This is a genomic window from Pseudonocardia kunmingensis, assembly GCF_006716445.1.
Lineage (GTDB): Bacteria > Actinomycetota > Actinomycetes > Mycobacteriales > Pseudonocardiaceae > Pseudonocardia > Pseudonocardia kunmingensis.
Genome location: NZ_VFPA01000001.1, coordinates 2757879 through 2783046, shown reverse-complemented (window position 1 = coordinate 2783046; position 25168 = coordinate 2757879). Strand labels below are relative to the sequence as shown.

The window sequence follows — 25168 nt, the reverse complement described above, 5'->3', positions numbered from 1 at the left end:
TCGTGTCCGAGCTGCGCCGCGGCACGCGGTCCCGGCACGAGCGGCTGCTGGCGCTGCTGCGGGCCGGGACCACGCACGTCGACGCGCTCGCCGCGGCGCTGGACGTCTCACCGTCGACGGTGCGCCGCGACCTGGGGAGGCTGACGCGCCAGGGTGCGGTGACCCGGACCTACGGCGGGGCGGTGACGGCTGCGGCGTTCCACGAGCGCGAGCTCAGCGAGCGGGTGCGGCTGGAACCGGCCGCCAAGGCGGCGATCGGGGCGGCCGCGGCGGGCCTGCTGCCCGAGAGCGGCACGGTCTTCCTCGACTCGGGCTCCACCTGCGCCCGGCTCGCCGAGCACCTCCCGGGCCGCGCCGGGCTCACCGTGGTGACGCGCAGCCCGGAGATCGCGCTCTTCCTCGCGGGCGCGGCCGGGCTGGAGGTCGTGCTGGTGGGCGGCTCGGTCACGGCGAAGAGCCACGGGCTGGTCGGGCCGCTGGTGGCGCTGGCGCTGGACCGGCTGGTCGTGGACGTCGCCTTCCTCGGCGGTGACGCCGTGCACCCGGTGCTCGGCGTCGGCGAACCGACGCTGCCGGAGGCCGCGGTGAAGGAGAAGGTCGCCGAACGCGCCCGCCGGGTCGTCGTCCTCGCCGACGCCACCAAGCTGGCTCCGCACGCCGTGCCGTGCTGGGCGCCGCTGCCCGCGGGGTGGGTGCTCGTCACGGACGAGACCGACGCGGAGGTGCTGGACCCGTACCGCGCGGCCGGCGTCGCGGTCGTCGGCGTCGCCCCGGGCCGCCCCTGACCGGCCGGCGGATCAGCCGGTGGGAACGGGCTGCCCGGCCCCGGCGCCTGCGCGCCGCTGCTCGCGGCGGGCGACGAGCGCGGTGAGACCGGCCGCGAGCAGGCAGGCCACCGCGCCCATCGCCAAACCGGCGCGGCCGCCGAGGTGCTGGCTGACGTAGCCGGCGATCGGGCCGCCGATCGGCGTGGAGCCGAGGAACGCCACCGCCCACAGCGCCATGACGCGCCCGCGCATGTGCGGGGCCGAGGCCAGCTGCAGGGTGCTGTTGCCCGTGGACTGGAACGCGACGCTCGCGGCGCCCACCAGCGCCATCCCCACGAGCGCGACCAGCAGCGTGGGGGCCAGCGCGGTGGCCAGCATCGCGACGCCGAACGCTGCCGCCGCGACGGCGAGCGACCACATGCCGGTGCGTCCCCACGCGGCCATGCCGAGGCCGCCGACCACGGCGCCCACCCCCATCGCGGCGGTGAGGAAGCCGTAGGTGCTCGCGTCGCCGGCGAAGGTCTCGCTCGCGACGATGGGCAGGACCACCTGGAACTCGTAGGCGAGGCAGCCGACCAGCGCCATCATCACCAGCGGCACGGCCAGCACCGGGGTGCGCCGGACGTAGGCAAGGCCCTCCCGCAGCTGGCCGGGCGCGCGGGGGGTGGGCGCCGAGGGGGTGAGGGCGGCCCGGTCGAGGCGGGTCAGCGAGACGATGACGGCGGCGAAGCTCGCCGCGTTGAGCAGGAAGCAGACGGCCATGCCGCCGGTGGCGATGACGATGCCGGCGAGGGCGGGCCCGACGGCGCGGGAGACGTTGGCCAGCACCGAGTTGAGGCTCACGGCGTTGCGCAGGTTGTCGGCGCCGACGAGCTCCTGGACGAACGTCTGGCGGGCCGGGTTCTCGACGCTGCTCACCGTGCCGAGCAGGAAGGCGAGCACGTAGACGTGCCAGAGCGCCACGGTGCCGGTGGCCGTCAGCACGCCGAGCACCACGGCCTGCGCGCCCATCACGGAGAGCAGGCCGACGAGCAGCGTGCGCTTGTCCAGCCGGTCGACGACCACGCCGGCGTAGGGGCCGAACAGGAGGATCGGCAGCGTCTGCAGGGCGACGACCAGCCCGACGGCGGTGGCCGACCCGGTGAGCTGCAGGACCAGCCAGGACTGGGCGATGGTCTGCATCCAGGTGCCGGCCAGCGACACGGCCTGGCCGCCGATGAAGAGGCGGTAGTTGGGGATGGACAGGGAGGCGAAGGTCTGACGGCGCAGGGCGTCGAGCGGGGCGAGCGCACGCTCGCCGATGAGGGTCATCCGTTCTCCGTTCGGGGGGCGAGTTCGTTCGCCAGTGATTCGAGGGCGGGCAGGGCGGCGAGCAGTTCGGCCGCGCGGTCCGGGGGCAGGGCGGAGAGCCGGGCGCTCAACAGCTCGCTGCGCTCGGCGCGCAACCGCAGCTGCTCGACGCGGCCGGCCTCGGTGACCTCCACGAGGACGACGCGGCCGTCGGCCGGGTCGGGCAGGCGCCGGAACAACCCGGCGTCCTCCAGCTTCGCGACGATCCGCGAGAGCATCGTGGGGTTGACGCCCTCGACGTCGGCCAGCTCGGAGATCCGGATCGGGCCCAGGCGCATCACGCTGGCCAGCACGGACGCCTGCGTGCGCGTCAGCTGGTCGCCCCGGGAGCGCCGGTCGAGGAAGCGGGAGATGCGCCCCAGCGCGATGCGGAGGCGGGCGACGTCGTCGTCCTCGAATCCCGCGGCCACGTGCCCTCCCCGTTTATTTGTCTGCCAACAAGCAACTATACGCCCGTGCGGGCGCCCCGGGGCGCGAGCCGCGTCACGCCGGGCCGGTGCTCCCCCGCACGACGAGGTGGGTGGCCAGCTCCAGGCGCGGCGGCGGGTCGGGGATGCCGTCCTCGCCCGCGGCCAGCAGCAGCCGCACGGACTCGGCCGCCATCCGGGCCAGCGGCTGGCGCACGGTGGTGAGCTGCGGGGCCATCAGCTCGCTGAAGGCGATGTCGTCGAAGCCGACGACGCTGAGGTCCTCCGGGATGCGCAGCCCTCGCTCGGCGGCCTCCTGGTAGACGCCGAACGCCTGCATGTCGGAGCCCGCGAAGATCGCGGTCGGCGGGTCGGGCAGGTCGAGCACCGCGCGGGTGCCCGCCCGGCCGCCGCTGGGCCGGAAGTCGCCGAAGTGCACGAGCCGCTCGTCGACCGCGATGCCGGCGCGGCCCAGTGCGGCGCGGTATCCCTCGACGCGCTCCTGGCTGCACACGAGCTGCGGTCGTCCGGAGAGGACGGCGATCCGCCGGTGCCCGAGCGCGACGAGGTGCTCCACCGCGCTCACCCCACCCGCCCAGTTCGTGGCGCCCACCGTGGCGAACTCGGGTGCGCTCCCGCCGACCGGGTCGAGCAGCACGACCGGTGTGTGCAGCGCGGCCAGCTGCTCGACGGCCTCCGGCGCGGCCTCGCTGACCACCAGGACCAGGCCGTCGGAGCGGCGCGTGGCCAGCCGGTCCAACCACCGGCGCTCGCCCGCGGGCTCCCCGTCCGCCGAGGTCACCGCGATCTGCGTGCCCGACCGGCGGGCCTCGGCCTCGGCGCCGCGCAGCACCTCGACCACCCACGGCGAGTCGAGGCTCGGCAGCACCATGTCGACCAGGCCGACCCGACGGCTGCCGCCCGATGCACGGCGGCGGTAGCCCCGCTCGGCCATGATCTGCTGCACGCGCTTGCGGGTGGCCTCCGCGACGTCCGAGCGACCGTTGAGGACCTTGGACACGGTCGGCACCGAGACGCCTGCGGAAGCGGCGATCTCCGCGATCGTCACGCGACGGCTGGGCATGGGCCCTCCTCCGACCGAAAGTTTCGGGAGCGATGAGCTTCAGGCGGACGTGCTTGACGGGCGTTTGGGCCGCAACTTACCGTCAGCGCCGCAAGTCGCAAGTATTCGAAACTTTCGACCACCGGAAGGGCTCCATGAGCACCGACGCGTCCCCGCGTGCCACCGTCGGCGAGCCGTCGCGGATCGACCGGCTCATCGCGGGCATGAGCCTGGAGGAGAAGCTCGCTCAGCTCGTCGGGCTGTGGGAGGGCCGCGGCGGCTCGGGCGAGGGCGGTGACGTCGCGCCGATGCAGGACGCGATGCAGGCGGAGGAGAGCGGGTTCGCGGCGTTCGCCGCGCACGGGCTCGGGCAGCTCACCCGCCCCTTCGGCACCGCCCCGGTCGACCCCGTCGAGGGGGTGAGGGCGCTGGCCGAGAAGCAGCGCCTGCTCACCGCGGACACCCGGCTCGGGATCCCCGCCCTCGTCCACGAGGAATGCCTCACCGGCCTCGCCGCGTGGAAGGCGACGACCTTCCCCGCGCCGCTCGCCTGGGGCGCGAGCTTCGACCCGGCGCTCGTCGAGGCGATGGGCGCGGCGATCGGCGCGTCGATGCGCAGCCTCGGCGTCCACCAGGGCCTCGCCCCGGTGCTCGACGTCGTGCGCGACGCCCGCTGGGGCCGGGTGGAGGAGTGCATCTCCGAGGACCCCTACGTCGTCGGCACCATCGCCACCGCCTACGTCCGGGGCGTGCAGTCCAGCGGCGTCCTGGCCACGTTGAAGCACTTCGTGGGCTACTCGAACTCGCGGGCCGGGCGCAACCTCGCCCCGGTGCACGCCGGACCCCGCGAGGTGGCCGACGTGCTCCTGCCGCCGTTCGAGATGGCCGTGCTGGACGGTGGCGTCGCCTCGGTCATGAACTCCTACGCCGAGATCGACGGCCTCCCGGTCGCGGCCGACGCCGCCCTGCTGACCGGCGTGCTGCGGGACCGGTGGGGCTTCACCGGCACCGTCGTGGCCGACTACTTCTCCGTCGCGTTCCTGCACACCCTGCACCGGGTCGCCACCGACCTCGGCGACGCCGCCGCGCAGGCGCTCGCGGCCGGGATCGACGTGGAGCTGCCCACCGGCACCGCCTACCTCGAGCCGCTGGCCGAGCGGGTGCGCTCGGGCGCGCTGCCGGAGGAGGTCGTCGACCGCGCGTGCGCCCGGGTGCTGGCGCAGAAGGAGCAGCTCGGACTGCTCGACCGGACACCGCAGGACTACACGGGAGTCGACGCCGAGGCCATCGACCTGGACCCGCCCGCCCACCGGGCGCTGGCCGCCCGGTTGGCGCAGGAGTCGGTCGTGCTGCTCTCCAACGACGGCGTCCTGCCGCTCGCGGCACCGGCCCGCGTGGCGGTGGTGGGGCCGAACGCCGACGACACCGCCGCCTTGTTCGGTTGCTACAGCTTCGCCAACCACGTGCTGCCCCAGCACCCCGGCGTCGAGCTGGGCCTCGACGTGGCCAGCGTGCTCGGCGCGCTCCGCGCTGAGCTGCCCGCCGCCGCCGTGACGCACGCGCGCGGTGCGGACGTCGACACCGACGACACCACCGGCTTCGCCGCCGCCGTCGCCGCGGCCCGGGAGGCGCAGGTGTGCGTGGCGGTCGTCGGCGACCGGGCCGGGCTGTTCGGCCGCGGTACCTCCGGTGAGGGCTGCGACGCCGACTCGCTCGACCTGCCCGGTGTGCAGCGCGGCCTCGTCGAGGCCGTGCTGGAGACCGGCACGCCCGTCGTGCTCGTGCTGCTCACCGGCCGTCCCTACGTGCTGGACTGGGCACTGGCCCGCTGCGCCGCGGTCGTGCAGGCCTTCTTCCCCGGCCAGGAGGGCGCGGCCGCGGTGGCCGGCGTGCTCTCCGGGCGGATCAACCCCTCGGGCCGGCTGCCGGTCAGCCTGCCGCGCTCGGTCGGCGCCCAGCCCTACAGCTACCTGCACCCGGCACTGGGCGGGGCGAGCTCGGTGAGCAACCTCGACACCGCGCCCGTGCGCCCGTTCGGGCACGGGCTGTCCTACACCACGGTCGCCCTCGACGACCTGCGCATCGACCGGGCCCGCGTGCCCACCGACGGCGCGATCGTGGCCCGCTGCCGCGTCACCAACACCGGCGACCGCGCGGGCGCCGAGGTCGTCCAGCTCTACGCCCGCGACGTCGTCGCCTCCGTGACGCGCCCGGTCGTGCAGCTGCTCGGCTACGCCCGCGTGGACCTCGAGCCCGGCCAGAGCGCCGAGGTGGTGCTCGACGTGCCGACCCACCGGCTGGCCTTCACCGACCGGCGCATGATCCGGGTGGTCGAGCCGGGCAGGGTGCCGCTGTTCGTCGGCCGCAGCTGCGCCGACCCCGTGCTCACGGCCGAGGTGGAGCTGACGGGCCCGGTGCACGAGATCTCGACGGCGGACCGGCGCGTGGTGCGGGTGCAGGTCATCCCCGCACGACCATGATCTCGGTACTTCGGATCTTCGCGCTCAGAAGCGGCCGCCGCCGCCCCGCCGCCCGCGCCGGGAGGAGCCGCCGAAGCTGCCCGGCGAGCGGTGGAACCCGCCGCCCCGCCGATGCCCGCCACTGCGGTACCCGCCTGCTGCGCCGGAGAGGATCCCGCCGAGGACCAGGCTGCCCAGGTCCACCCCGGTGCTCGACGCCGGGCGCGACCACTGCGTCACGTCCGTGCGGGCGAGCCGCAGGGCCTCCTGGGCGAGCGCGTCGGCCTGCTGCGCCTCGCGCAGCGCGACGACGGGGTCCGGCCCGCCGGCCCGCTGGAGGTGGCGGCGGGCCTCGGCCAGCCGGGTGCGGGCCTGCGGGCCGACGGCCCCGCGGCGCGTGGCGACGAAGTCCTCCGCGGCCGCGACCGTCGAACGGGCGGTGAGCAACGCCTCCTCGAGCGCGGCGGCCGCGCGGCGTTCGCGGTCGGCGGCGGCCCGGGCCTCCGCGATGCCCGCGTCGAGGGCGCTGCCGGCCTCGACGAGCAGCCGCAGGGCCGCGATCGGGTCCGGCTGCGTACCGCCCGCGGCCTCGCCTGCCGCGGTGATCGCGGCGGTCGCCCGCGCCACCACCGGGGCGAGCGCGTCGCCGCCGGTCGCGCGCGCCTCCGCGAGGTCCTGCTCGGCCTCGGCCTTCGCGGCCGGGATCCGGGCGGCGGCGTCGGCCAGCTCGGACTCGCGGCGGGCGATGCCGTCGAGCAGGGTCTCGGCCTGCGTGAGCGCGTCCTCGGCGGCCCTTCCGTCGACGACGGCGGCCGTCGTCCCCGGAACCACGCCCGCAGGTGAGGTGGCCGAGCCGGCGACACCCAGCTCGCGCCGTGCCTCCCCGAGCTCGGCGTCCGCCGCGGCGAGCAGCTCCCGTGCCTGGTCGAGGTCGCCGTCCACGGGTTCCAGCGCGGTGGCCGCGTATTGGGCGCGCAACGCCGCCCACGCCGTCTCGACCTGCGGGAGCCGCGCCACGACCGCGTCGAGCCGGGTCTGCAGCCCGGCGACGTACTCGGGCGCCCGCGCCTCCAGGCCGCGCATGGCGTCGAACGCGTCGACGTGCGCGTCCAGCCGGTCGTCGGCCGCCGCGGCGATCGCGATGATCTCGCCGTGCAGCGCCCGCCGTGCCCCCTCGTCCTCGGGCTCGTCGTCGTCGAGCCGCTGGCGCAGCGCGAACGCGCGCAGCATGTCGGCCCGCGACTGCTCCAGAGCCGCCGCGAACTCCGCCACCGCCTCGTCGCCGAAGTGGGCACGGGCGGCGGCGAGCTCCTGTTCCGACGTGCGGACGGCGTCGTCGACCTCGATCAGCGCGGCGCTGGCGCGGTAGGCGAGGTCCTCGCCTGCCCGGTCACCGGGCTCGTCGGGCGGCGCGCTCGCCCCCGCACGCCTGCGCCGGCGCAGCACGTAGGCGCCCGCGGCGACCACGACCACGCCCCCGACCACCACCAGCCCCGTCGGGAACCCGCTTCCGCCGCCGGTGCGCAGCCCGTCGGCCATCGCGACGGCGGCGCCGGCCCAGTCGTCCGCGCCGAGCCGCGGTTCCACCTGCTCCGTGCGGATGTCGTCAAGGGCGGCGTCGGAGAGCGGGAAGCCCTCCGCGACCGAGACGCCGTACGCGCGGTCGCGCACCGCCACCGCGAGCAGGGCGTCCTCGTCGCCGAGCTGGGACGCCACCGCGGTGTCGTCGGCCCACTCCTGACCGCCGGCCCCGTCGAAGGACTCGACGAAGACCACGAAGAGGTCCACGCCGTCCTCGGCGCGCAACCGCTGGATCGCCGCCTCGATCTCCGCCGCCTGGCCGGGCGTCAGCACGCCGGCCCGGTCCGTGACGTGGTCGTCGAGGCGGGTGGGCGGCTCCGCGGTCGCGGTGTCGGCGGACAGCACCAGCGCGGCCAGCACCCCGAGCAGCACGGACGAGCAGCGCACCAGGACCTCCGGTGATCGGCGACGTGCGCCCATCATCGCGCCTGAGGGGCCAGGCTTCCCCGATTGGCCATCGGCACCCGCGCGTCGGGGGCCGAGGATGGTGGCATGGCCGCCGTCGATCTCCGTCCCATCCCCGTCACCCGCGACCCCGGCAGGCGGCTCGCCCAGCTGATCGGCGGCCTCGCGCTGTACGGGGTGAGCATGGCGATGCAGATCCGCAGCGGCCTGGGCCTCAACCCGTGGGACGTGCTGCACGAGGGCATCGCCGTCCAGACGCCGCTCACCTTCGGCACGATCACCGCGATCACCGGGATCGTGGTGCTGCTGCTGTGGATCCCGCTGCGGCAGCGTCCCGGGATCGGCACGGTGGCCAACGTCGCGGTGATCGCGGTGGTCGTCGACCTCGCGCTCGCGGCCTTCCCCGCACCCGATGCGCTGCCGGCGCGGATCGCGCTGCTCGTCGGCGGCGTCGCGCTGAACGGGCTCGCGACGGCGGCCTACGTCGGTGCGCGCCTCGGCCCCGGCCCGCGGGACGGGCTGATGACCGGCTTCGCGGCCCGGACCGGCCGCTCGGTGCGGCTGGTCCGGACCGTCATCGAGGTGGTGGTGCTCTCCACCGGGTGGCTGCTGGGCGGCACAGTCGGCGTGGGCACCGTGCTCTACGCGGTGGCGATCGGGCCGCTCACGCAGGCGTTCCTCCCGCTGGTCGCCGTGCGCGAGCGCAGCTAGTGTCCCCCACCGGAAGTCCGCCGAATAATTCGGCGGCCCAGCTCCACGCTGCGCGCACCGGTCGACGAGCCGAGTACGCCCGGTACGAGGCCCGCCGCCCGGCACACGCAGCGAGAACCTGGATCCACCGACTTACCCAGCGAACTTCCGGCGGGGGACACTAGCGATCCACCAGCCGCTCAGTCCGCGACGGCGGCCACGAGCGCGGCGGGCGCCGGTTCGAGGTCGGCGAGCCGCCACGGCCGCACGACCAGGACGAGCACGAGCAGCGACAGCACGACGCCGCCCGCCATCGTGGTCGCCATCGCGGTGGCGTCGTTGCCCAGCACGCCGACCAGCGGCGAGACGAGCGCGCCGACGCCGAACTGCACCGCGCCGAGCAGTGCGGCCGCCGTACCCGCGGTCTCGCCGTGGCGGGAGAGGGCGAGCGCGGGCGCGTTCGGCAGCGCGAGCCCGACCGAGAGCAGCACCAGCCAGAGCGGCACCAGCACCCCGAACAGCCCGCCGAGGCCCGAGCCCGCGACCGCGAGCAGCAGCAGGCCGGCCGTGGCGCCGGCGATGATCGCGCCGAGCAGCAGCTGCCGCGGCTCGAAGCGGCGCAGGAGCACGGGGTTGAGCTGGCTGGCGATGATCATCCAGATCGCACCGCTGCTGAACGCGAGCCCGAACTGCTGCTGGTTGAGCCCGAACTGCTCCTGGAACACGAACGAGGCGCCGGAGACGTAGCTCATCACGGCGGACATCGCCAGGCCCGCCACCAGGATCAGGCCGACGAAGGTGCGGTCGCGCAGCAGGCTGCCGTAGGTGCGCAGCGTCCCCAGCGCGCCCGAGGTCTGGCGGCGCTGCGGCGGCAGCGTCTCCGGGAGCATCCGGGCGGCGACCGGCAGGAGCACCAGGCTGTAGAGCGCGAGGACGCCGAAGACCCCGCGCCACGAGGTGAACTCCAGCACCTGGGCGCCGAGCGTCGGCGCGAGCACCGGCGCCGCGCCCATCACGAGGATCAGGCGGGAGAGGAGCGTGGCCGCGGCCCGCCCGGTGTAGAGGTCGCGCACGATCGCCATCGCGATCACCGCGCCTGCCGCGGCGCCGAGGCCCTGCAGCACCCGGAGGCCGCCGAGCACGGCGACGTTCGGGGCGACGATGCACAGCAGCGAGGCGAACACGTGCACGGCCGCGCCCGCGAGGAGCGGCCGCTTGCGTCCCAGCCGGTCGGAGAGCGGGCCGATCACCAGCTGGCCGATCGCGAGCCCGAGGAGCGTGCCGGTCAGCGTCAGCTGCACCGTCGCCGACGTCGTGAGCAGCTCGGTGGTGATCGTCGGGAGGGCGGGGAGGTAGAGGTCGATGGTCAGGGGACCCAGCGCGATGAGCGAGCCGAGCACCAGGACCAGCCGGAGGCGATCCCCCCGGGTGTCCGGTACGGCCAGTGGGACACGATCGGGAGTCAACGTCACTGGTCGCTCAAGGCGACACGCGGCCGTCCAGATTCCCGCCCCTGACGATCTGTGGGGCAGGACACGTTTGGCCGGGCGGTAGCGTGGCCGGGCGTGCGAACCTCCGAGCTGACCACCCCTGCCCTGATCGTGGAACGGGACGTCCTGGACGCCAACCTCGCGACGATGAGCGCCGCGTTGCCGGGCGCCCGGCTGCGCCCGCACGTCAAGGCGCACAAGACCACCGCGCTCGCACGGCGTCAGCAGGCACTCGGGCACCCGGGCTTCACCTGCGCCACGGTGCGCGAGTGCGAGGTGATGGCGGCCGCCGGGCTGGGTGCGGACCTGCTGCTCGCCAACGAGGTGCTCGACACCCGCCGCCTCGGCGCGCTCGTGGCCGGCGGCGCGCGGGTGACGGTGGCCGTGGACTCCCCCGAGACGGTGGCGGCCGCGGCAGCGGGCGGCGTGCGCGAGGTGCTGGTGGACGTCAACGTCGGGCTGGACCGCTGCGGCTGCGCCCCGGAGCGCGCCGGCGAGCTGGCGGGGGCGGCGCGGCGGGCGGGCCTCGAGGTGCGCGGGGTGATGGGCTACGAGGGCCACCTGCAGTTGGTGACCGACCCGGACGAGCGGAAGCGCCGGACCGGCGAGGCGATGGCGCTGCTGCAGGCGGCGGCGGGCGACGTGGGCGGCGAGATCATCAGCGCCGGCGGCACGGGGACCCACCGCGACAACACCTGGGCCACGGAGATCCAGGCGGGCTCCTACGCGTTGATGGACACCGCCTACGGCTCGGTGGGCCACCCGTTCGGGCAGGCGCTGTCGGTGCTCGGCACGGTGGTCTCGGTGTCGGCGGGGCGCGCCGTGGCCGACGTCGGCCTCAAGGCGCTCGGCATGGACCACGGCCTGCCGGCGATCGCGGGTGCCGAGGTGCGGCGCTGCGCCGACGAGCACACCACCTTCGTGCCTGACGCGCCCGTGCGGGTGGGCGACCGCGTACGCGTGCTGCCCGCCCACATCGACCCCACGGTGGTGCTCCACGAGCGGATGCACCTCGTGGACGGCGACACCGTGCTCGAGACGTGGCCGGTGGACATGCGCGGCTGGTGAGGGACCGGCGTCACCAGCTCCCCATGTCGGCCGAGAGCCACCGCTCGGGCCGCATGGTCACGACGACGTGATCGCCCAGCTCGGCCTTGTGGAACTCGACGTAGGCGCGCGCCTTCTCCTCCGGCAGGTACCGGGCCGCGATCTCCCACACCTGCTCGTCGGTGGCCGGGGCCGCGCCCGCGACCGGGCCCTCCACCGAGACGTACCGCGTGGTGGGCTCGAGCCGTTCGACCATCAGTGTGAAGCGTCCGGCGGCCTCCACGAGCTCCCACTTGCGGGACCGGGTGCCGGTGAGGATCCACGCCGTTCCACCCGGTGCGTACTGGTACCAGATCGGCACGGTCAGCGGCGCGCGCTGCGGCCCGGCGGCCACCGACAGCGCCGCGATGTGCGGCTCGGCGAGGAACTGCTCGCGTTCTTCCTTCGACAGCGGCATGACCGGGAGGCTAGGTGGGAGCACCGACAGTTCCGCCGTACCGTGCACGCATGCTGGTCGAACGCATGCGCGCCCACTCGTCGACGATCTTCGCCGAGATGTCGGCGCTCGCCCTGCGCACCGGTGCGATCAACCTCGGCCAGGGCTTCCCGGACACCGACGGCCCGGCCTCGCTGCTCAGCGACGCCGCGGCGAACATCCAGGGCGGGATCAACCAGTACCCGCCCGGCATCGGCATCCCCGAGCTGCGCGCCGCCGTGGCCGAGCACCAGCGCCGCTTCTACGGCCTCGACGTCGACCCGGACACCGTGCTGGTCACCACCGGGGCCACCGAGGCCATCGCCTCGGCGGTGCTCGCGCTGTGCGAGGCAGGCGACGAGGTGGTCACCTTCCAGCCCTACTACGACTCCTACGCCGCCACGATCGCGCTGGCGGGCGCGCAGATCCGCCCGGTCCCGCTGCGCCCGGACGGCACCTCGTTCGCGTTCGACCCCGACGAGCTGCGCGCCGCGTTCTCCGCCCGCACCCGCGTGGTGCTGGTCAACACCCCGCACAACCCCACCGGCACGGTGCTCGACCGGGAGCAGCTCACGCTGATCGGCGAGCTGGCGGCCGAGCACGACGCCGTGGTCGTCACCGACGAGGTGTACGAGCACATGCTCTACGACGGGCGCCCGCACATCCCGATGGCGAGCCTGCCCGGGATGGCCGAGCGCACGCTCACGATCTCCTCGGTCGGCAAGACGTTCTCGGTCACCGGCTGGAAGGTGGGCTGGGTGCACGGGCCCGGTGAGCTCGTGGCGGCCGTCCGCGCGGTGAAGCAGTTCCTCACCTACGTCAGCGGGGCCCCGTTCCAGCCGGCGCTGGCCGCCGCGCTCGGCCTGCCCGACGCGTTCTACGCCGAGCTGGCAGGCGATCTGCAGCGCAAGCGCGACCTGCTCTCGAAGGGGCTGCGAGAGGCCGGCCTGCAGGTGTTCGACACAGCAGGCACCTACTTCGTGGTCACCGACGTCACGCCGCTGGGCTTCACCGACGGCGCCGAGTTCTGCTGGAGCCTGCCCGAGCGGGCCGGCGTGGCCGCGGTGCCGGTGTCGGTGTTCTGCGCCGACCCCGAGCTGGGCCGCTCGCTGGTCCGCTTCGCCTTCTGCAAGAAGGACGAGGTGCTCGCCGAGGCGGTGTCCCGGCTGGTCGCGGCCGGCTGACAACGCCGCCGCGCCACTCACACACCGACATCTGCGCTCGCACACCGACTGCAGTCGGTGTGGGAGACCAGGAGTCGGTGTGTGAGCGACCGGCGGCGGGGCTCAGGGTTCGACGGTGAGCAGGGTCTTGCCGAACACCGTGCGCGCCTCGATCCCCGCGTGCGCGTCGGCGGCCTCGGCCAGCGGGTGGGTCTGGCCGACCACCGGGACGATCCGGCCGGCCGCCGCCTCGGCCAGCGCCCGTGCCGTGAGCCGGCGGACGTCCTCGTCGGAGAGCTGCACCTCGCCGATCCCGGTGAGCGTGACGCCGCGGCGCTGCGCCTCGGCCGGGTCGGCCTCGGCGAACCCGCCGCTCGGGGTGCCGTGCGCGGAGAAGCGGCCACTCGGGGAGACCAGGGCGAACGCCGCCTCGCCGACGGCGCCGCCGATGTTGTCCAGCACCACGGTGGCACCCGTGCCGCCGAGCGCGGCGCGGGCCTGCTCGACCCAGTCCGGCGCCTCGCTGTCGATGACCGCGTCCGGGCCCAGCTCCCGCACGCGGGCGATCTTGCGCTCGTCGCGGGCGGTCGCGACGACCGTGGCGCCGCGCGCCTTCGCCAGCTGGACAGAGGCGATGCCCAGCCCGCCGCTCGCGCCGACCACCAGGACCCGGTCCCCTGCGGTGATCCGCGTGACCTCGAGCAGGGCCAGCGCGGTGACGCCGTCGTGCAGCAGTGCCGCCGCGACCTGCAGGTCCACGTCGTCCGGCACCGGGACCAGCTCCGTCGCCGGCACCGCCACCCGCTCGGCGTAACCGCCGGTGCCGCCGGTGCGCGCCACGACCGCACGGCCGACCCAGCCCGGGTCCACGCCGTCCCCGACGGATACGACCTGCCCGGCCACCGCATTGCCCGGCACGTACGGCGGCGTCTGGGGCCAGAAGCCCCGTCCGTCGCCGCGCCGGACCATCGTCTCGACCCAGAGGGTGTCGGCCACCCGCACCCCGACGACCACCTCACCCGGTCCGGCCACCGGATCCGGTGCCTCCCGCGCGACCAGGACCTCGGGTCCGCCGAACCGCTCCACCACTACCTGCTGCATGACTCCGGCTCCTCGTCGCTCGGGTACGGGTCAGAGCTTGCAACCTGAAGTCAACTTCAGAGCAATGGGCGGTGACGGGCGGCACGCGCGGTGGCGCCGCGGTCCGTCGAGGTTCGCACGCACGACGTGGGTGTGGACGTCGCGAGCTACGGCACGGCGCTGGGGCGGGTCGCTCCGGCGAGGGTGTCGAGGGAGAGGTCGAGGGTCGCGGCGAGCGCCGACACCGTGAAGAAGGCAGGTGTGGGGATGCGGCCGGTCTCGATCTTGCGGAGCGTTTCGGCGGAGATGCCGGCGGCCGTCGCGACGTCGGTGAGGCTGCGCTCGCCCCGGGCCTCGCGCAGCAGCACGCCGAGCCGTTCGCCGCGCTGGCGGTCGGCCGGGGTGAGGGGGACGCGCACCATGGCGTCGATAGTAATACCGGTATAGTTATCTTCATGATCGAGCTGAAGTCCGCCGCGGAGGTGGACGCCTGCGCCGCGGCCGGGAAGATCGTCGCGGACGTGCTCACGGCGGTGCGCGGCCACGCCGCGCCCGGCGTCCCCACGGCCGAGCTCGACGCGCTCGCCGCCGACCTGATCGCCGACGCCGGCGCGCGCCCGAGCTTCCTCGGCTACCACCCGTCGTGGGCGCCGGTGCCCTACCCCGGCGTGATCATCACGAGCGTCAACGACGCGGTGGTGCACGGCATCCCGGGCCGGCGGCGGCTGCGGGCCGGTGACCTGCTGAGCGTCGACCTCGCCGTGCACCTCGACGGCTGGTGCGCCGACGCCGCCTTCAGCACGCTGGTGGGCGGCGGCGCCCCGCACGACGCCGCGCTGATCGAGACGACCGAGCGCGCGCTCGCCGCGGGCGTCGCGGCTGCGGTCGCCGGGGCGCGGATGGGCGACGTCGCCCACGCGATCGGCCGGGTCGCCCGCGGTGCTGGCTACGGGCTGCTCGCCCACCACGGCGGCCACGGCGTCGGCCGGTCGATGCACGAGGCGCCGAGCGTGCCCAACGAGGGCAGGCCGGGCCGGGGCCTGCCGCTGCGGCCGGGGCTGGTCCTCGCGCTCGAGCCGATGCTCCTCGCCGGGGGCGCCGACGCGTACCGCCACGACGGCGACGGCTGGACGATCCGCTCCGCCGACGGCAGCCGTGCTGCGCACGCCGAGCACACGATCGCGATCACCGAGGACGCCCCGCGGGTACTCACGGCGGGCCGCCCCTCCGACTGACCAGGTGTGCTGCGCGGCGCGTCCTGCTAGAACCGGGTGATGCTCGTCACCGCGCTCTACCGCTACCCGGTCAAATCGATGCTCGGCGAGCCGCTGGAGCGGTGCCGGATCGACGCGCGAGGCGTGGTCGGCGACCGCGCCTACGCACTGGTCGACGTCGAGACCGGCACCGTCGCCAGCGCGAAGGTGCCGCTCCGGTGGGCAGGACTGCTCGACTTCTCGGCCCGCTGCGTCGGCGAGCCCGAACCCGGCACGCCACCCGACGTCGAGATCACCTTCCCGGACGGATCGGTGCACCGCAGCGGCGACGCCGACATCGACGACGCGCTCAGCGCCGCCGTCGGCCGCCGGGTGCACCTGACCGCCACCCCGCCCGCCGGTGCCGCCTTCGAGGAGGTGTGGCCCGACATCGACGGGCTCGCGCCCGCGGCCGTCATCGCCGCCACCCGCGTCCGCGAGGAGGAGACCGGCGAGGTGGTCAGCCGGTTCGACCTCGCGGCCATGGCGTCGCAGCCCTCGTTCGTCGACCTCGCGGCGCTGCACCTGCTCACGGCGGCGACCCTGGACCGGCTGCGCGAGCTCGCGCCCGGGGCCGACTTCGACGTGCGGCGCTACCGGCCCAACGTCGTGCTCGACACCGACGGGAGCGGCTTCGTGGAGAACGGCTGGCCCGGGCGCGCGATCGCGTTCGGCGGCGGCGCGACCGTCACCGTCTCGATCCCCACGATGCGCTGCGTCATGACCACCCTCGCCCAGGGCGGCGGGCTCCCGCGGGACGCGGCGACGCTGCGCACGATCGCCAAGCACAACCGCGTCGACATCCCGGAGCTGGGCACCTGGGCCTGCGCGGGCGCCTACGCGGACGTGACGACGCCGGGCGACCTGGCGGTCGGCGACCCCTGTGAGCTGCGATCCTGACTGACGAACGGCACCTTCGTCGGCTAGGTACCGACGAGAGTGCCGTTCGTCAGGCGGGGCGCGCGCGGAGCGCGTCGACGAAGCCCGGCGCCCAGGCGAGCAGCTGCTCGTCGGCGCCCGGACGGGCGACGCACTGCAGGCCGACCGGCAGCGCAGGGCCACCCGGTTCGCGCGCGACCACCCCGGCCGGCAGGGACAGGGCCGGGAGCCCGGCCTGGGTCCAGGGCACGTTCATCACCGGGTCACCGGTGGCGTCGAGCCCGCGGGGGGCCGGGCCGGTGGCCGACGGGCAGATCCAGACGTCGGTCCTCGTAGCGTCCATCCGCGCCGGGACCGCCCGCCGGAAGGCGTGCACCCCGTCGAGCGCCGCCGTGTAGGTCGCGGCGTCGATCGCGCGGCCCTCGCGGATCGCGGCGGCGGACTGCGGCCGGTACCGATCGGCGTACCGGTCGAACCAGGCGTCGTGGCTGCGGGCGAGCTCCACGAGGTTCACCACGCGCTGCCGCCGGTTGACCTCGGCGACGTCGTCGAGCGCCGCGACCTCCCGCACCTCGTAGCCCGCCTCTCGCAACGCGGTGATCTGCGCGGCGAACGCCCCGCACGCGCCGAGGTCGGCCTGGTCGAGGTAGGGGCCGGTGGGCACGCCGAGCACCGGCCGTGCGGACGGTGCGGCCGGTGCCCAGCCGTCGCACAGCGCCGCGGTCGCCGCGGCGGCGAGCGCCGGGTCGGCGGCGAAGAAGCCGACCGTGTCGAACGTCGGCGCGTTGGCGACCACCCCGTCGCAGGGGATCCGCCCGTACGTGGGCTTGAAGCCGATGCACCCGCAGTAGGCCGCCGGCCGGACCACCGACCCGACGGTCTGCGTGCCGAGGGCCAGCGGGACCAGCCCGGCGGCCACCGCGGCCGCCGACCCGCTGCTCGACCCGCCCGGCGTGTGCTCCGGGTGGTGCGGGTTGCGCGTGGGACCCGGGGCGAAGTAGGCGAACTCGGCGGTGACCGTCTTCCCGGCGACCACGGCCCCGGCTGCGCGCAGCCGCGTCACCGCGGTGGCCTCGGGCCCGGCGAACACGTCCGCGGGCAGCGCGGACCCGGCCAGCGTGGGCAGCCCGTCCACCCGGAACACGTCCTTGACGCCCAGCGCCACGCCGTAGAGCGCGGGACGGCGCGCCGGGTCGGGCCAGCGCGCCGCCAGCTCCTCGTGGGCGGCGCGGACCCGCTCGGCGCGGCCCGGCTCGTCGACGAAGGAGTGCAGATCCCGGTCGGCGTGCGCGATGCGGTCGACGGCGGCGGCGAGCTCAGCGGCGGTGGACACCCGCTCACCGTAGGCGCCGGGCCGGGCCGGAGCAGCTGATCGTTCCGACCCGTGCGCCATGGCTGCCATTTCCGCGACGGCAGCCGGGAACGAGACCGCCTCCTGATCGATCCGAGCCGTACGTCCCGTGCGTCCGGCAGTCGCTGGTGTGCGGTTCGGATGGATCGAGGGTGGTTGATCGGTGCGAGCCGTACTCGGAGGTGGTGGTCGGGTCGGTGGTGTACGGCTCGGACCGATCTCGAGGGCGGTGATCGATCTGAGGCGCGCACCCGCGCGTTCGGACAGGTGCGCCGCGGGCCCGGGGTCCGGCATCATCCGGGCATGCCCGACGCCGCGCCGTTCACCGCCGACACCGAAGCCGCGATCGCCCGCGCCCGCCAGCACGGCGTCGGTGACCTGCTGCGGCGCACCGCGCTGCGCTACCCGGACAAGCTCGCGGTGGTGGCGGGCGAGCGGCGGGCCACGTACGCCGAGTTCGACGCGGCGGTGAACCGGACCGCGAACGCGCTCGGCGCCCGTGGCGTCGGCAAGGGCGACCGGCTCGCGCTGCTGTCGCGCAACTGCTGGGAGTTCGCGGTGGTGGCGTTCGCGACCGCGAAGCTCGGCGTCGTCCTGGTGCCCGTGAACTTCATGCTCGGGGCCGCCGAGATCGGCTACATCCTGCGGCACTCGGGAGCGACCGGGATGGTCGCGCAGGCCGAGCTCGTCGACACCGCCGAGCAGGCGCTGGCGGACGCGGGCGTCACCGGGGGCGTGCGCGGGCGCATCGGCGGGGCCGCCGAGGGCTGGGAGGACGTCGCGGACTGGTGGACGGCGGGCCCGGACCACGACCCCGAGGTGGCCGTGGCCGACGACGACCCGCTGCGGCTGATGTACACCTCCGGCACCGAGTCCCGGCCGAAGGGCGTGCTGCTGTCGAGCCGCTCGCTGATCGGCCAGTACGTGTCGTGCGTGATCGACGGCGGGATGGAGGCCGACGACGTCGAGGTGCACTCGCTGCCCATGTACCACTGCGCGCAGCTGGACTGCTTCTTCTCCGTGGACGTCTACCTCGGCGCCACGAGCATCGTGCTGCCCGGCCCGGACCCGGCCGCGCTGCTCGCGACGATCGAGGCCGAGGGGGCCACGAAGCTGTTCTGCCCGCCGACGGTCTGGATCTCGCTGCTGCGCCACCCCGACTTCGACACCCGCGACCTGTCCAGCCTGCGCAAGGGCTACTACGGCGCGTCGGCGATGCCGGTGGAGGTGCTCAAGGAGCTGCAGCGGCGGCTGCCCGACGTCCGGTTCTGGAACTTCTACGGGCAGACCGAGATGGCGCCGCTCGCCACGATCCTGCGCCCGGACGAGCAGCTGCCGAAGGCGGGTTCGGCCGGCCGGGCCGCGATCAACGTCGAGACGATGCTGGTCGACGACGCGGGTGAGCCGGTGCCGCCGGGGGAAGTCGGCGAGATCGTGCACCGCAGCCCGCACGCCGCGCTGGGCTACTACGCGGACGAGGAGAAGACGGCAGAGGCCTTCCGCGGCGGCTGGTTCCACTCGGGCGACCTCGGGATCATGGACTCCGACGGCTACCTCTCGGTGGTGGACCGCAAGAAGGACATGATCAAGACCGGTGGGGAGAACGTGGCCAGCCGGGAGGTCGAGGAGGCGATCTACCTCCTCGACGGCGTGGCCGAGGTGGCCGTGTTCGGGATCAGCCACCCGCACTGGATCGAGGCCGTCACGGCGGTCGTCGTGCCGAAGCCGGACGCGCAGCTCACCGCCGAGGCCGTCCAGGCGCACGCCCGCGGGTACCTCGCGGGCTACAAGTGCCCCAAGTACGTCGTGTTCGCCGACGCGCTGCCGAAGAACCCGAGCGGCAAGATCCTCAAGCGGGACCTGCGCGCCCGCCACGCCGACCTCGCCGCCGAGGCCTGAGGCGCACCGCGGCCGATCAGCGGGGTCCGACGACCGGCTGCCAGATGTGATCGGTCCGAGAAGCACAACCGGGTGCCGACGACAGCGCCGGCGTGCTGCTCGGGTCGATCACACCCTCCTGATCGCGACGAGTCGAACGCTGTGGAGGTGGGAACCGCGCGGATGTGAGGCTCGGACCGATCACGGCCGGGCGGCACCGGCCCTCACGACCGCAGCACTGCCTCCACCGCGGCGCGCAGGCCCACCGGCGGTCGCCCGAGCAGCTTCTCCAGGTCCGCGGCGGGCTCGGAGAACAGCCCGGACGCGATGAGATCGTGGACGAACGCGATCGGGCCGAGGTCCGCGGCGGGCACCGCACGGTAGGCGACCGGTCGGCCGGAGACCTCGGTGAGCGCCCGCGCGAGGTCTGCGACGGTCCACAGCGGCCCGCGCAGCTCGTAGACCTGCCCCGCGTGCTCGTCGCCGACGAGCGTGGCGGCCGCCGCGCGGCCCAGGTCGTCGATCGTCGCGAAGTTGACGGGGACGCCGCCGTCGGCACCGGGGAGCTCGCCCGCCTGGACGGCCGCGTGCAGCCCCGGGTTCACCAGGACCTCCGTGTAGAAGGTGTTGCGCAGCACCGTGTGCGGCACGGCGGAGTCGCGCAGCAGGCCCTCGGTGATCGTGTGGTCGGCCAGGAAGCCCGGCCCGTCGTCGGCGCCGATCGCGCTGGTGTAGACGATCCGGCCGACGCCGGCCGCGCGGGCGGCGTCGATCGCGTTGCCGTGCTGGCGGGGCCGGGTGCCGGGAGAGATGTCGGGCGAGGAGACGAGCAGCACGACGTCCGCACCCGCGAACGCCGACCGCAGCGACTCCGGGTCCTCGTAGTCGCCCGCGCGGACGTCGACGCCTCGCGCGGCCAGGTCGGTGGCCTTGCGCGGGTCCCGCGCGAGCGCCGCCACCTCCGTCGCGGGCACCCGCTCCAACAGGTCCTCGACGGCCGCGCGCCCCAGCTTGCCGGTGATCCCGGTGACGATGATCATGGCGCCGACGCTAGGCGGGCTACTCTCTTCCGGTAAGTACGTACCTTCCAGTAAGTGCCGGAGGTGGACGTGAGCACGCAGCTACTGGGGGCCGTCGAGGGCGGTCGGGGTGACGTGTTCGACAGTGCCTGCCCCGCTCGCACCGTGCTCGACCACGTCATGGGCAAGTGGGCGGTGCTCGTGCTGGTGGCGCTGCGGGCCCGCCCGCTGCGGTTCAGCGCGCTGCGCCGGGCCGTCGGCGGCGTGAGCGAGAAGATGCTCGCCCAGACCCTGCGCACCCTCGAGGCCGACGGGTTCGTGCACCGCGAGGTCGCCCCCACCACGCCCCCGCAGGTGACCTACAGCCTCACCGGGCTCGGGCACGAGCTCACCGGTCACCTCACCGGGCTGCTCGACTGGATCGACACCCGGCTGCCCGACGTGCAGGCCGCGCGCGCCGAGCGGGCGGCGGTCCGGGCCGGAACCTGAACCGCCGCCCGCCCGGGCAGGACTCAGCCCTCGAAGCCCTTCGGGTCCATCCACATGATCTCCCAGTGGTGGCCGTCGGGGTCGAGGAACGAGCGGCCGTACATGAAGCCCATGTCCTGCGGGTCCTTGGCCTTCGCGCCGCCGTTCGCGAGAGCGGCGTCGGCGATGCGGTCGACGTCCTCGCGGTTGTCCACGCCGAGGGCGATGATCGCCTCGGTGCTGGTGCCGTCGGACGTCGGCTTGACCGTGAAGTCCGCGAAGCGCTCCGGGGACAGCAGCATCGCGAAGAGCGAGTCGCCCAGGACGAGGTTGAGCGCGTTCTCGTCGCTGAACGCCTCGTTGAAGGTGAATCCGAGCGCGCCGAAGAACGCCCTCGTGCGCGCCTGGTCGGCGATGGGCAGGTTGACGAAGATCTGGCTGGCCATGTGGCCCCCTCCCGGTGTCGGTTCGAGTAGTGGACCAGTGGCGCGCGCAGAAGTCATCGGTCCCCCGAGCACGCGTTTGTGACGTCCGGCCCGCCACCGACGATTCCCGGGTGGACCCGAGACCGGAGGACGACCGTGCCCGATGATCAGCTGACCCTGCGCGAGCGGGCTGCCCTGCTCGCCCTCATGGCCGAGGCGCGGGAGCTGACGAACGCCGAGCTGCGCGCCGTGGCGGGCTTCCCCCTCGACGGCCGCCCGCGGCGGCGGTTGAACGAGCGGAAGCTGGTGGTGTCGCGCAGGACCGGGCGGAGCTTCACCCACGAGCTGACCGACGACGGTTGGGCCTGGTGCCGCGCCGAGCTGGGCGCGCGGCGGCCGGAGCGGGCCGGCTACGGCGGGGGCGCGCTGTACGCGCTGCTGGCCGGGCTGGACCGGTACCTGTCGCGCAGCGGCCTGCAGCTCTCGGACGCGTTCCACCCGGACGTGGAGAAGCAGGTCCGGGCCGCCTACCGCAGGCTCGGGCGGCCCGGCGACTGGGTCGCCGTCGCCGCGCTGCGCGAGGAGCTCCCCGACGTGCCCCGCGACGCCGTCGACGCCGAGCTGGAACGGCTCGCGGCCACCCCCGGCGTGCACGTGCGGGCGGCGTCGGACCAGAAGGCGCTCACCGCGGCCGACCGCGCCGCCGCCGTGCGGTTCGGCGGCGACGACCGGCACCTGCTGATGATCGAGGGCTGATGGACACCGACGAGCGGGCGGCGCTGGAGGCCGTCCAGTTCAACTCCGCCCTGACCCCGGACGACATCTGGAGCCCGGTCCGCAACCACGTCGAGGGCCTGCACCCGCGCGTCGCGTCGGCGCTGCTGCGCGACGTGCAGGCGGCGCGGCGCAGCAGCGGTGCCAGCCCGATCGGGGTGGCGCTGCAGGGTGAGCGGGGCGTGGGCAAGACCCACATGCTCCGGTGGGTGCGCCAGCAGGTGCAGGAGCAGGACGGCTACTTCTTCCTGATCAAGCTGTTTGACTCGGAGGACTTCTGGTCCAGCGCAGTGCGCGGGATCGTCGACGGTTTCGACGGCGGGCAGGTCGACCAGCTCGGCCCGCTGCTGCGCCGCCTCGCGGTGCGCGCGGGACTGGCGGCCGAGCAGCAGGGCCGCATCGCCGGAATGATCCCCGTGTTCCGCAAGGACCTGGACGACCTGCTCGCCGGGCTGCGGGAGGTCGACCGGCAGGTGTGGGCGGACTGCCAGAACACGCTGCGGGCGCTGGTGCTGTTCCGCGCGGCGGAGCCCGAGGTGCAGGAGGTGGGCTACAACTACCTCAACCTCGACGGCGACGTCGAGGACACCGCCCGGCAGGCGTGGGGCTTCCGGCCGGGCGCGCGCCCGAAGCAGGTGGTGCTGCGCGACATCTCCCGGCTGCTGGCGCTCACCGGTCCGACCGTCGTCGCGGTGGACCAGATCGACGGGTTGCTGAACCTGCGTTCCGGGCCGGAGGCGCCCGACGCGGTCACCGCACGCCGGCAGGCCGACGCCGTGGGCCGGATCGCGGACGGGCTGATGGAGCTGCGCGACGCCGCGCGCCGCACCCTCACGGTCGTCGCCTGCCTGCCCGAGACCTGGGAGATGATCGCGACCCGGGCGGCGATCTCCGCCGCCGACCGCTTCCACCCCGCGGTCCTGCAGGGCGCGCTCCCCGACGCCGAGGTGGCGCGCGCGATCGTCGAGCAGCACCTCGGTGGCCTGTACGGCGAGGCGGGCTTCACGCCGCCGTACCCGTCGTGGCCGGTGCTGCCCGCGGCCTTCGGCAGGCCCGCCGTCCGCACGTTCACCCCGCGCAAGCTGCTGCAGCAGGTCGACGCGCACGTGCGCCGCTGCCTGGATGCGGGCGAGCTGCGCGAGCTCGCCGACTTCGCCGACCCGGTGGGCCCCGGTGGCGGCGGCACGGGTCCGGACGCCGGGGCGCTGCGGGGCCTCGACGAGCGGTTCGCGCAGCTGCGGGCGGAGGCGGACGTCGCCGCCCCGCTCGACCCGGACACGGAGGACCAGCGGATGCCGGCGCTGCTCGCGGCCGGTCTCAAGTCCTACGTCGCCGAGCTCGGTGAGGACGGGCAGGTGCTCGCCGTCGACCAGGTGCGGGGCAAGAAGCCGGCGTTGCACGCCCGGCTGCGCCGCACCGTCGACGAGCGCACCGAGGACGAGGTGCACGTCGCCTTCCGCGCGATCGCGCCCGCGCACCACCGTGCGGTGCAGAGCCGGCTCGCCACGGCCGTGACCGAGGCCGGGCTGCGCGCGGGCGCGGACCGGCGCCGGCTGGTGCTGATCCGCAACATCGCATGGCCATCGGGCCCGAAGACGGCGGCGGCGATCGCCGACGTCCACGACCTCGGCGGGCACACCGTGGCCGTCGACGAGGACGACCTGCGCACGCTCGCCGCCCTCGAGGTCATGCAGCGCCCGCCGCTGCCCGGGCTGCTCGAGTGGCTCGCCGCGCGGAAGCCCGCCGGCAGCACCGGGCTGTTCCGGCGCACCCTGGGGGACGTGGCGCCGCCCTCCCGGGAGGGCGCGCCGAGCCCGTCGTCGGCCCGGCCCGCGGAGCAGGCGCCGCCGCGACCCGAGCGCGCGCGGCGGCCGAGCCCGTTCCCGCGCCCGCGCGTCCCCTCGGTCCCGGTGGGCCGCTCGGCGTCGGGGCAGGACGTCCTCGTCCCGTTGGAGGGGCTGCGCAAGCACACGGTGGTCTTCGCCGGCTCCGGCTCGGGCAAGACCGTGCTGCTGCGCAGGCTCGTGGAGGAGTGCGCGCTCCAGGGCGTGTCCGCGATCGTGCTCGACCCGAACAACGACCTGGCACGGCTCGGCGACGCCTGGCCCGCGCCGCCCGAGGGCTGGTACGACGGCGATGCCGCCCGCGCCGAGGCCTACCTCGAGGAGACCGACGTCGCGATCTGGACGCCCGGCCGGACGAAGGGCCGTCCGCTGGCGTTCCAGCCGCTGCCCGACTTCGGGGCGGTGCTCGACGACGAGGACGAGCTCCGGCTGGCCGTCGACTCGGCCGTCGCGAGCCTGGCGCCGCGCACGCGGCTCACCCCGCGCAAGCTCGGGCAGGGGCAGGCGGTGCTGCGGGAGGCGTTGGAGGCATTCGCCCGCTCCGGCGGCTCCGCACTCGCCGCGTTCGTGGAGTTCCTCGCCGACCTGCCCGACGGGACCAGCGCCCTGCGCAACGGGCCGAAGCTGGCCGGGGAGATGGCCGAGGAGCTCCACGCGGCGACGATCAACGATCCCCTGTTCGGCGGCGCGGGCCAGACCGTGGACCCGACGGTGCTGCTCACGCCGCCGCCGGGGAAGAAGGCGCGCATCTCGGTGATCAGCTTCGTCGGGCTGCCCGCCGACGACCAGCGGCAGAGCTTCGTCAACCAGCTGCAGATGGCGTTGTTCTCCTGGGTGAAGGCCAACCCGGCGGGCGACCGACCGCTCGGCGGGCTCTTCGTGATGGACGAGGCGCAGACGTTCGCGCCGTCGGGCGCGCTCACCGCGTGCACGCAGAGCACGATCTCCCTCGCGTCACAGGCCCGGAAGTACGGGCTGGGGCTGGTCTTCGCGACGCAGGCGCCGAAGGGCCTGCACAACCGCATCCCCGGCAACGCCGCCACCCAGTTCTTCGGCTTCCTGAACTCGGTCGCCCAGATCAACACCGCCACCGAGCTGGCCAGGGCGAAGGGCGGCCGCGTGGACGACATCTCCCGCCTGGGGACCGGTCGGTTCTACGTGGCGGGCGAGGGCCTCGCGTTCGAGCAGATCCGCACGCCGATGTGCCTCAGCTTCCACCCGTCGAGCCCGCCCTCGGCGGAGGAGGTGATCCGGCGCGCCGCCGAGTCGTGAGTGGATACGAGTGCGGGAGCACTCGTAT

General features: G+C 74.8%; 22 protein-coding genes. 11 read left to right on the top strand and 11 right to left on the bottom strand.

Going from position 1 to position 25168, the window contains the following annotated elements; translation table 11 throughout:
* The first annotated feature begins 2 nt into the window (after positions 1 to 2).
* Positions 3 to 785, top strand: a complete 783-nt coding sequence (locus tag FB558_RS13250; RefSeq protein ID WP_211366363.1) for a DeoR/GlpR family DNA-binding transcription regulator — start codon at positions 3 to 5, stop codon at positions 783 to 785.
* 12 nt (positions 786 to 797) lie between these two features.
* Here the strand turns inward: FB558_RS13250 and FB558_RS13245 are convergent, their stop codons facing one another.
* The 3 genes from FB558_RS13245 to FB558_RS13235 all read right to left on the bottom strand — a co-directional run bounded on the left by FB558_RS13245 (position 798) and on the right by FB558_RS13235 (position 3608).
* The gene (locus FB558_RS13245; protein ID WP_142052350.1) at positions 798 to 2078 is read right to left on the bottom strand and encodes an MFS transporter; all 1281 of its coding nucleotides are present in this window, start codon (positions 2076 to 2078) and stop codon (positions 798 to 800) included.
* Entirely contained in the window at positions 2075 to 2527 is a 453-nt protein-coding gene (locus tag FB558_RS13240) for a MarR family winged helix-turn-helix transcriptional regulator (protein WP_211366361.1), read from the bottom strand. The genes FB558_RS13245 and FB558_RS13240 overlap by 4 nt, the downstream gene beginning before the upstream one ends.
* A 73-nt stretch (positions 2528 to 2600) precedes the next feature.
* Positions 2601 to 3608 (bottom strand): LacI family DNA-binding transcriptional regulator, encoded by a 1008-nt coding sequence (locus FB558_RS13235; protein ID WP_142052347.1) that lies wholly within the window; start codon positions 3606 to 3608, stop codon positions 2601 to 2603.
* Positions 3609 to 3742: 134 nt separating this feature from the next.
* Here FB558_RS13235 and FB558_RS13230 point away from each other — a divergent pair, with 134 nt between their 5' ends.
* Complete coding sequence (locus FB558_RS13230; RefSeq protein WP_142052345.1) at positions 3743 to 6067, top strand: beta-xylosidase/alpha-l-arabinosidase; 2325 nt, start codon at positions 3743 to 3745, stop codon at positions 6065 to 6067.
* A gap of 24 nt (positions 6068 to 6091) precedes the next feature.
* Here the strand turns inward: FB558_RS13230 and FB558_RS13225 are convergent, their stop codons facing one another.
* The gene (locus FB558_RS13225; protein ID WP_211366358.1) at positions 6092 to 8014 is read right to left on the bottom strand and encodes a TPM domain-containing protein; all 1923 of its coding nucleotides are present in this window, start codon (positions 8012 to 8014) and stop codon (positions 6092 to 6094) included.
* A 105-nt stretch (positions 8015 to 8119) separates the two neighbouring features.
* On the opposite strand from FB558_RS13225, the gene yczE reads away from it, so the two are divergent.
* Positions 8120 to 8743: a membrane protein YczE gene (yczE, locus tag FB558_RS13220; protein WP_142052342.1), complete on the top strand. Its 624-nt coding sequence runs from the start codon at positions 8120 to 8122 to the stop codon at positions 8741 to 8743.
* 179 nt (positions 8744 to 8922) lie between these two features.
* Here the strand turns inward: yczE and FB558_RS13215 are convergent, their stop codons facing one another.
* Positions 8923 to 10194, bottom strand: coding sequence for a multidrug effflux MFS transporter (locus FB558_RS13215; protein WP_281288596.1), 1272 nt, complete (start codon positions 10192 to 10194; stop codon positions 8923 to 8925).
* 93 nt (positions 10195 to 10287) lie between these two features.
* On the opposite strand from FB558_RS13215, the gene FB558_RS13210 reads away from it, so the two are divergent.
* Positions 10288 to 11280: an alanine racemase gene (locus FB558_RS13210; RefSeq protein ID WP_142052339.1), complete on the top strand. Its 993-nt coding sequence runs from the start codon at positions 10288 to 10290 to the stop codon at positions 11278 to 11280.
* A gap of 10 nt (positions 11281 to 11290) precedes the next feature.
* Here FB558_RS13210 and FB558_RS13205 read toward each other — a convergent pair whose 3' ends face one another.
* Entirely contained in the window at positions 11291 to 11716 is a 426-nt protein-coding gene (locus FB558_RS13205; protein WP_142052336.1) for a pyridoxamine 5'-phosphate oxidase family protein, read from the bottom strand.
* Positions 11717 to 11766: 50 nt separating this feature from the next.
* On the opposite strand from FB558_RS13205, the gene FB558_RS13200 reads away from it, so the two are divergent.
* Positions 11767 to 12918, top strand: coding sequence for a pyridoxal phosphate-dependent aminotransferase (locus FB558_RS13200; RefSeq protein ID WP_142052333.1), 1152 nt, complete (start codon positions 11767 to 11769; stop codon positions 12916 to 12918).
* 102 nt (positions 12919 to 13020) lie between these two features.
* Here the strand turns inward: FB558_RS13200 and FB558_RS13195 are convergent, their stop codons facing one another.
* Positions 13021 to 13998, bottom strand: coding sequence for a zinc-binding dehydrogenase (locus FB558_RS13195; protein WP_142052330.1), 978 nt, complete (start codon positions 13996 to 13998; stop codon positions 13021 to 13023).
* A 146-nt stretch (positions 13999 to 14144) separates the two neighbouring features.
* Positions 14145 to 14399, bottom strand: coding sequence for a helix-turn-helix domain-containing protein (locus FB558_RS13190; protein ID WP_142052327.1), 255 nt, complete (start codon positions 14397 to 14399; stop codon positions 14145 to 14147).
* Positions 14400 to 14432: 33 nt separating this feature from the next.
* Between FB558_RS13190 and map the strand changes: the two genes are divergently transcribed.
* Both map and FB558_RS13180 read left to right on the top strand, forming a co-directional pair.
* Positions 14433 to 15212, top strand: coding sequence for a type I methionyl aminopeptidase (gene map, locus FB558_RS13185; protein WP_142052325.1), 780 nt, complete (start codon positions 14433 to 14435; stop codon positions 15210 to 15212).
* A 39-nt stretch (positions 15213 to 15251) separates the two neighbouring features.
* The gene (locus FB558_RS13180) at positions 15252 to 16130 is read left to right on the top strand and encodes an MOSC domain-containing protein (RefSeq protein ID WP_142052322.1); all 879 of its coding nucleotides are present in this window, start codon (positions 15252 to 15254) and stop codon (positions 16128 to 16130) included.
* Positions 16131 to 16179: 49 nt separating this feature from the next.
* Here the strand turns inward: FB558_RS13180 and FB558_RS13175 are convergent, their stop codons facing one another.
* Complete coding sequence (locus FB558_RS13175; RefSeq protein ID WP_211366355.1) at positions 16180 to 17442, bottom strand: amidase; 1263 nt, start codon at positions 17440 to 17442, stop codon at positions 16180 to 16182.
* A gap of 321 nt (positions 17443 to 17763) precedes the next feature.
* On the opposite strand from FB558_RS13175, the gene FB558_RS13170 reads away from it, so the two are divergent.
* Positions 17764 to 19359: an acyl-CoA synthetase gene (locus tag FB558_RS13170; protein WP_142052319.1), complete on the top strand. Its 1596-nt coding sequence runs from the start codon at positions 17764 to 17766 to the stop codon at positions 19357 to 19359.
* Positions 19360 to 19562: 203 nt separating this feature from the next.
* On the opposite strand, the gene FB558_RS13165 is transcribed toward FB558_RS13170, so the two are convergent.
* Positions 19563 to 20378, bottom strand: a complete 816-nt coding sequence (locus FB558_RS13165; protein WP_142052316.1) for an NAD(P)H-binding protein — start codon at positions 20376 to 20378, stop codon at positions 19563 to 19565.
* 159 nt (positions 20379 to 20537) lie between these two features.
* Between FB558_RS13165 and FB558_RS13160 the strand changes: the two genes are divergently transcribed.
* Positions 20538 to 20846: a winged helix-turn-helix transcriptional regulator gene (locus FB558_RS13160; RefSeq protein ID WP_142054126.1), complete on the top strand. Its 309-nt coding sequence runs from the start codon at positions 20538 to 20540 to the stop codon at positions 20844 to 20846.
* Positions 20847 to 20869: 23 nt separating this feature from the next.
* Here the strand turns inward: FB558_RS13160 and FB558_RS45500 are convergent, their stop codons facing one another.
* Positions 20870 to 21271: a VOC family protein gene (locus FB558_RS45500; protein WP_342787305.1), complete on the bottom strand. Its 402-nt coding sequence runs from the start codon at positions 21269 to 21271 to the stop codon at positions 20870 to 20872.
* 135 nt (positions 21272 to 21406) lie between these two features.
* On the opposite strand from FB558_RS45500, the gene FB558_RS13150 reads away from it, so the two are divergent.
* Together FB558_RS13150 and FB558_RS13145 are read left to right on the top strand one after the other, a co-directional pair.
* Entirely contained in the window at positions 21407 to 22006 is a 600-nt protein-coding gene (locus FB558_RS13150) for a hypothetical protein (RefSeq protein ID WP_246106399.1), read from the top strand.
* Positions 22006 to 25140, top strand: coding sequence for an ATP-binding protein (locus tag FB558_RS13145; protein WP_142052311.1), 3135 nt, complete (start codon positions 22006 to 22008; stop codon positions 25138 to 25140). The genes FB558_RS13150 and FB558_RS13145 overlap by 1 nt, the downstream gene beginning before the upstream one ends.
* Positions 25141 to 25168 lie beyond the last annotated feature (28 nt).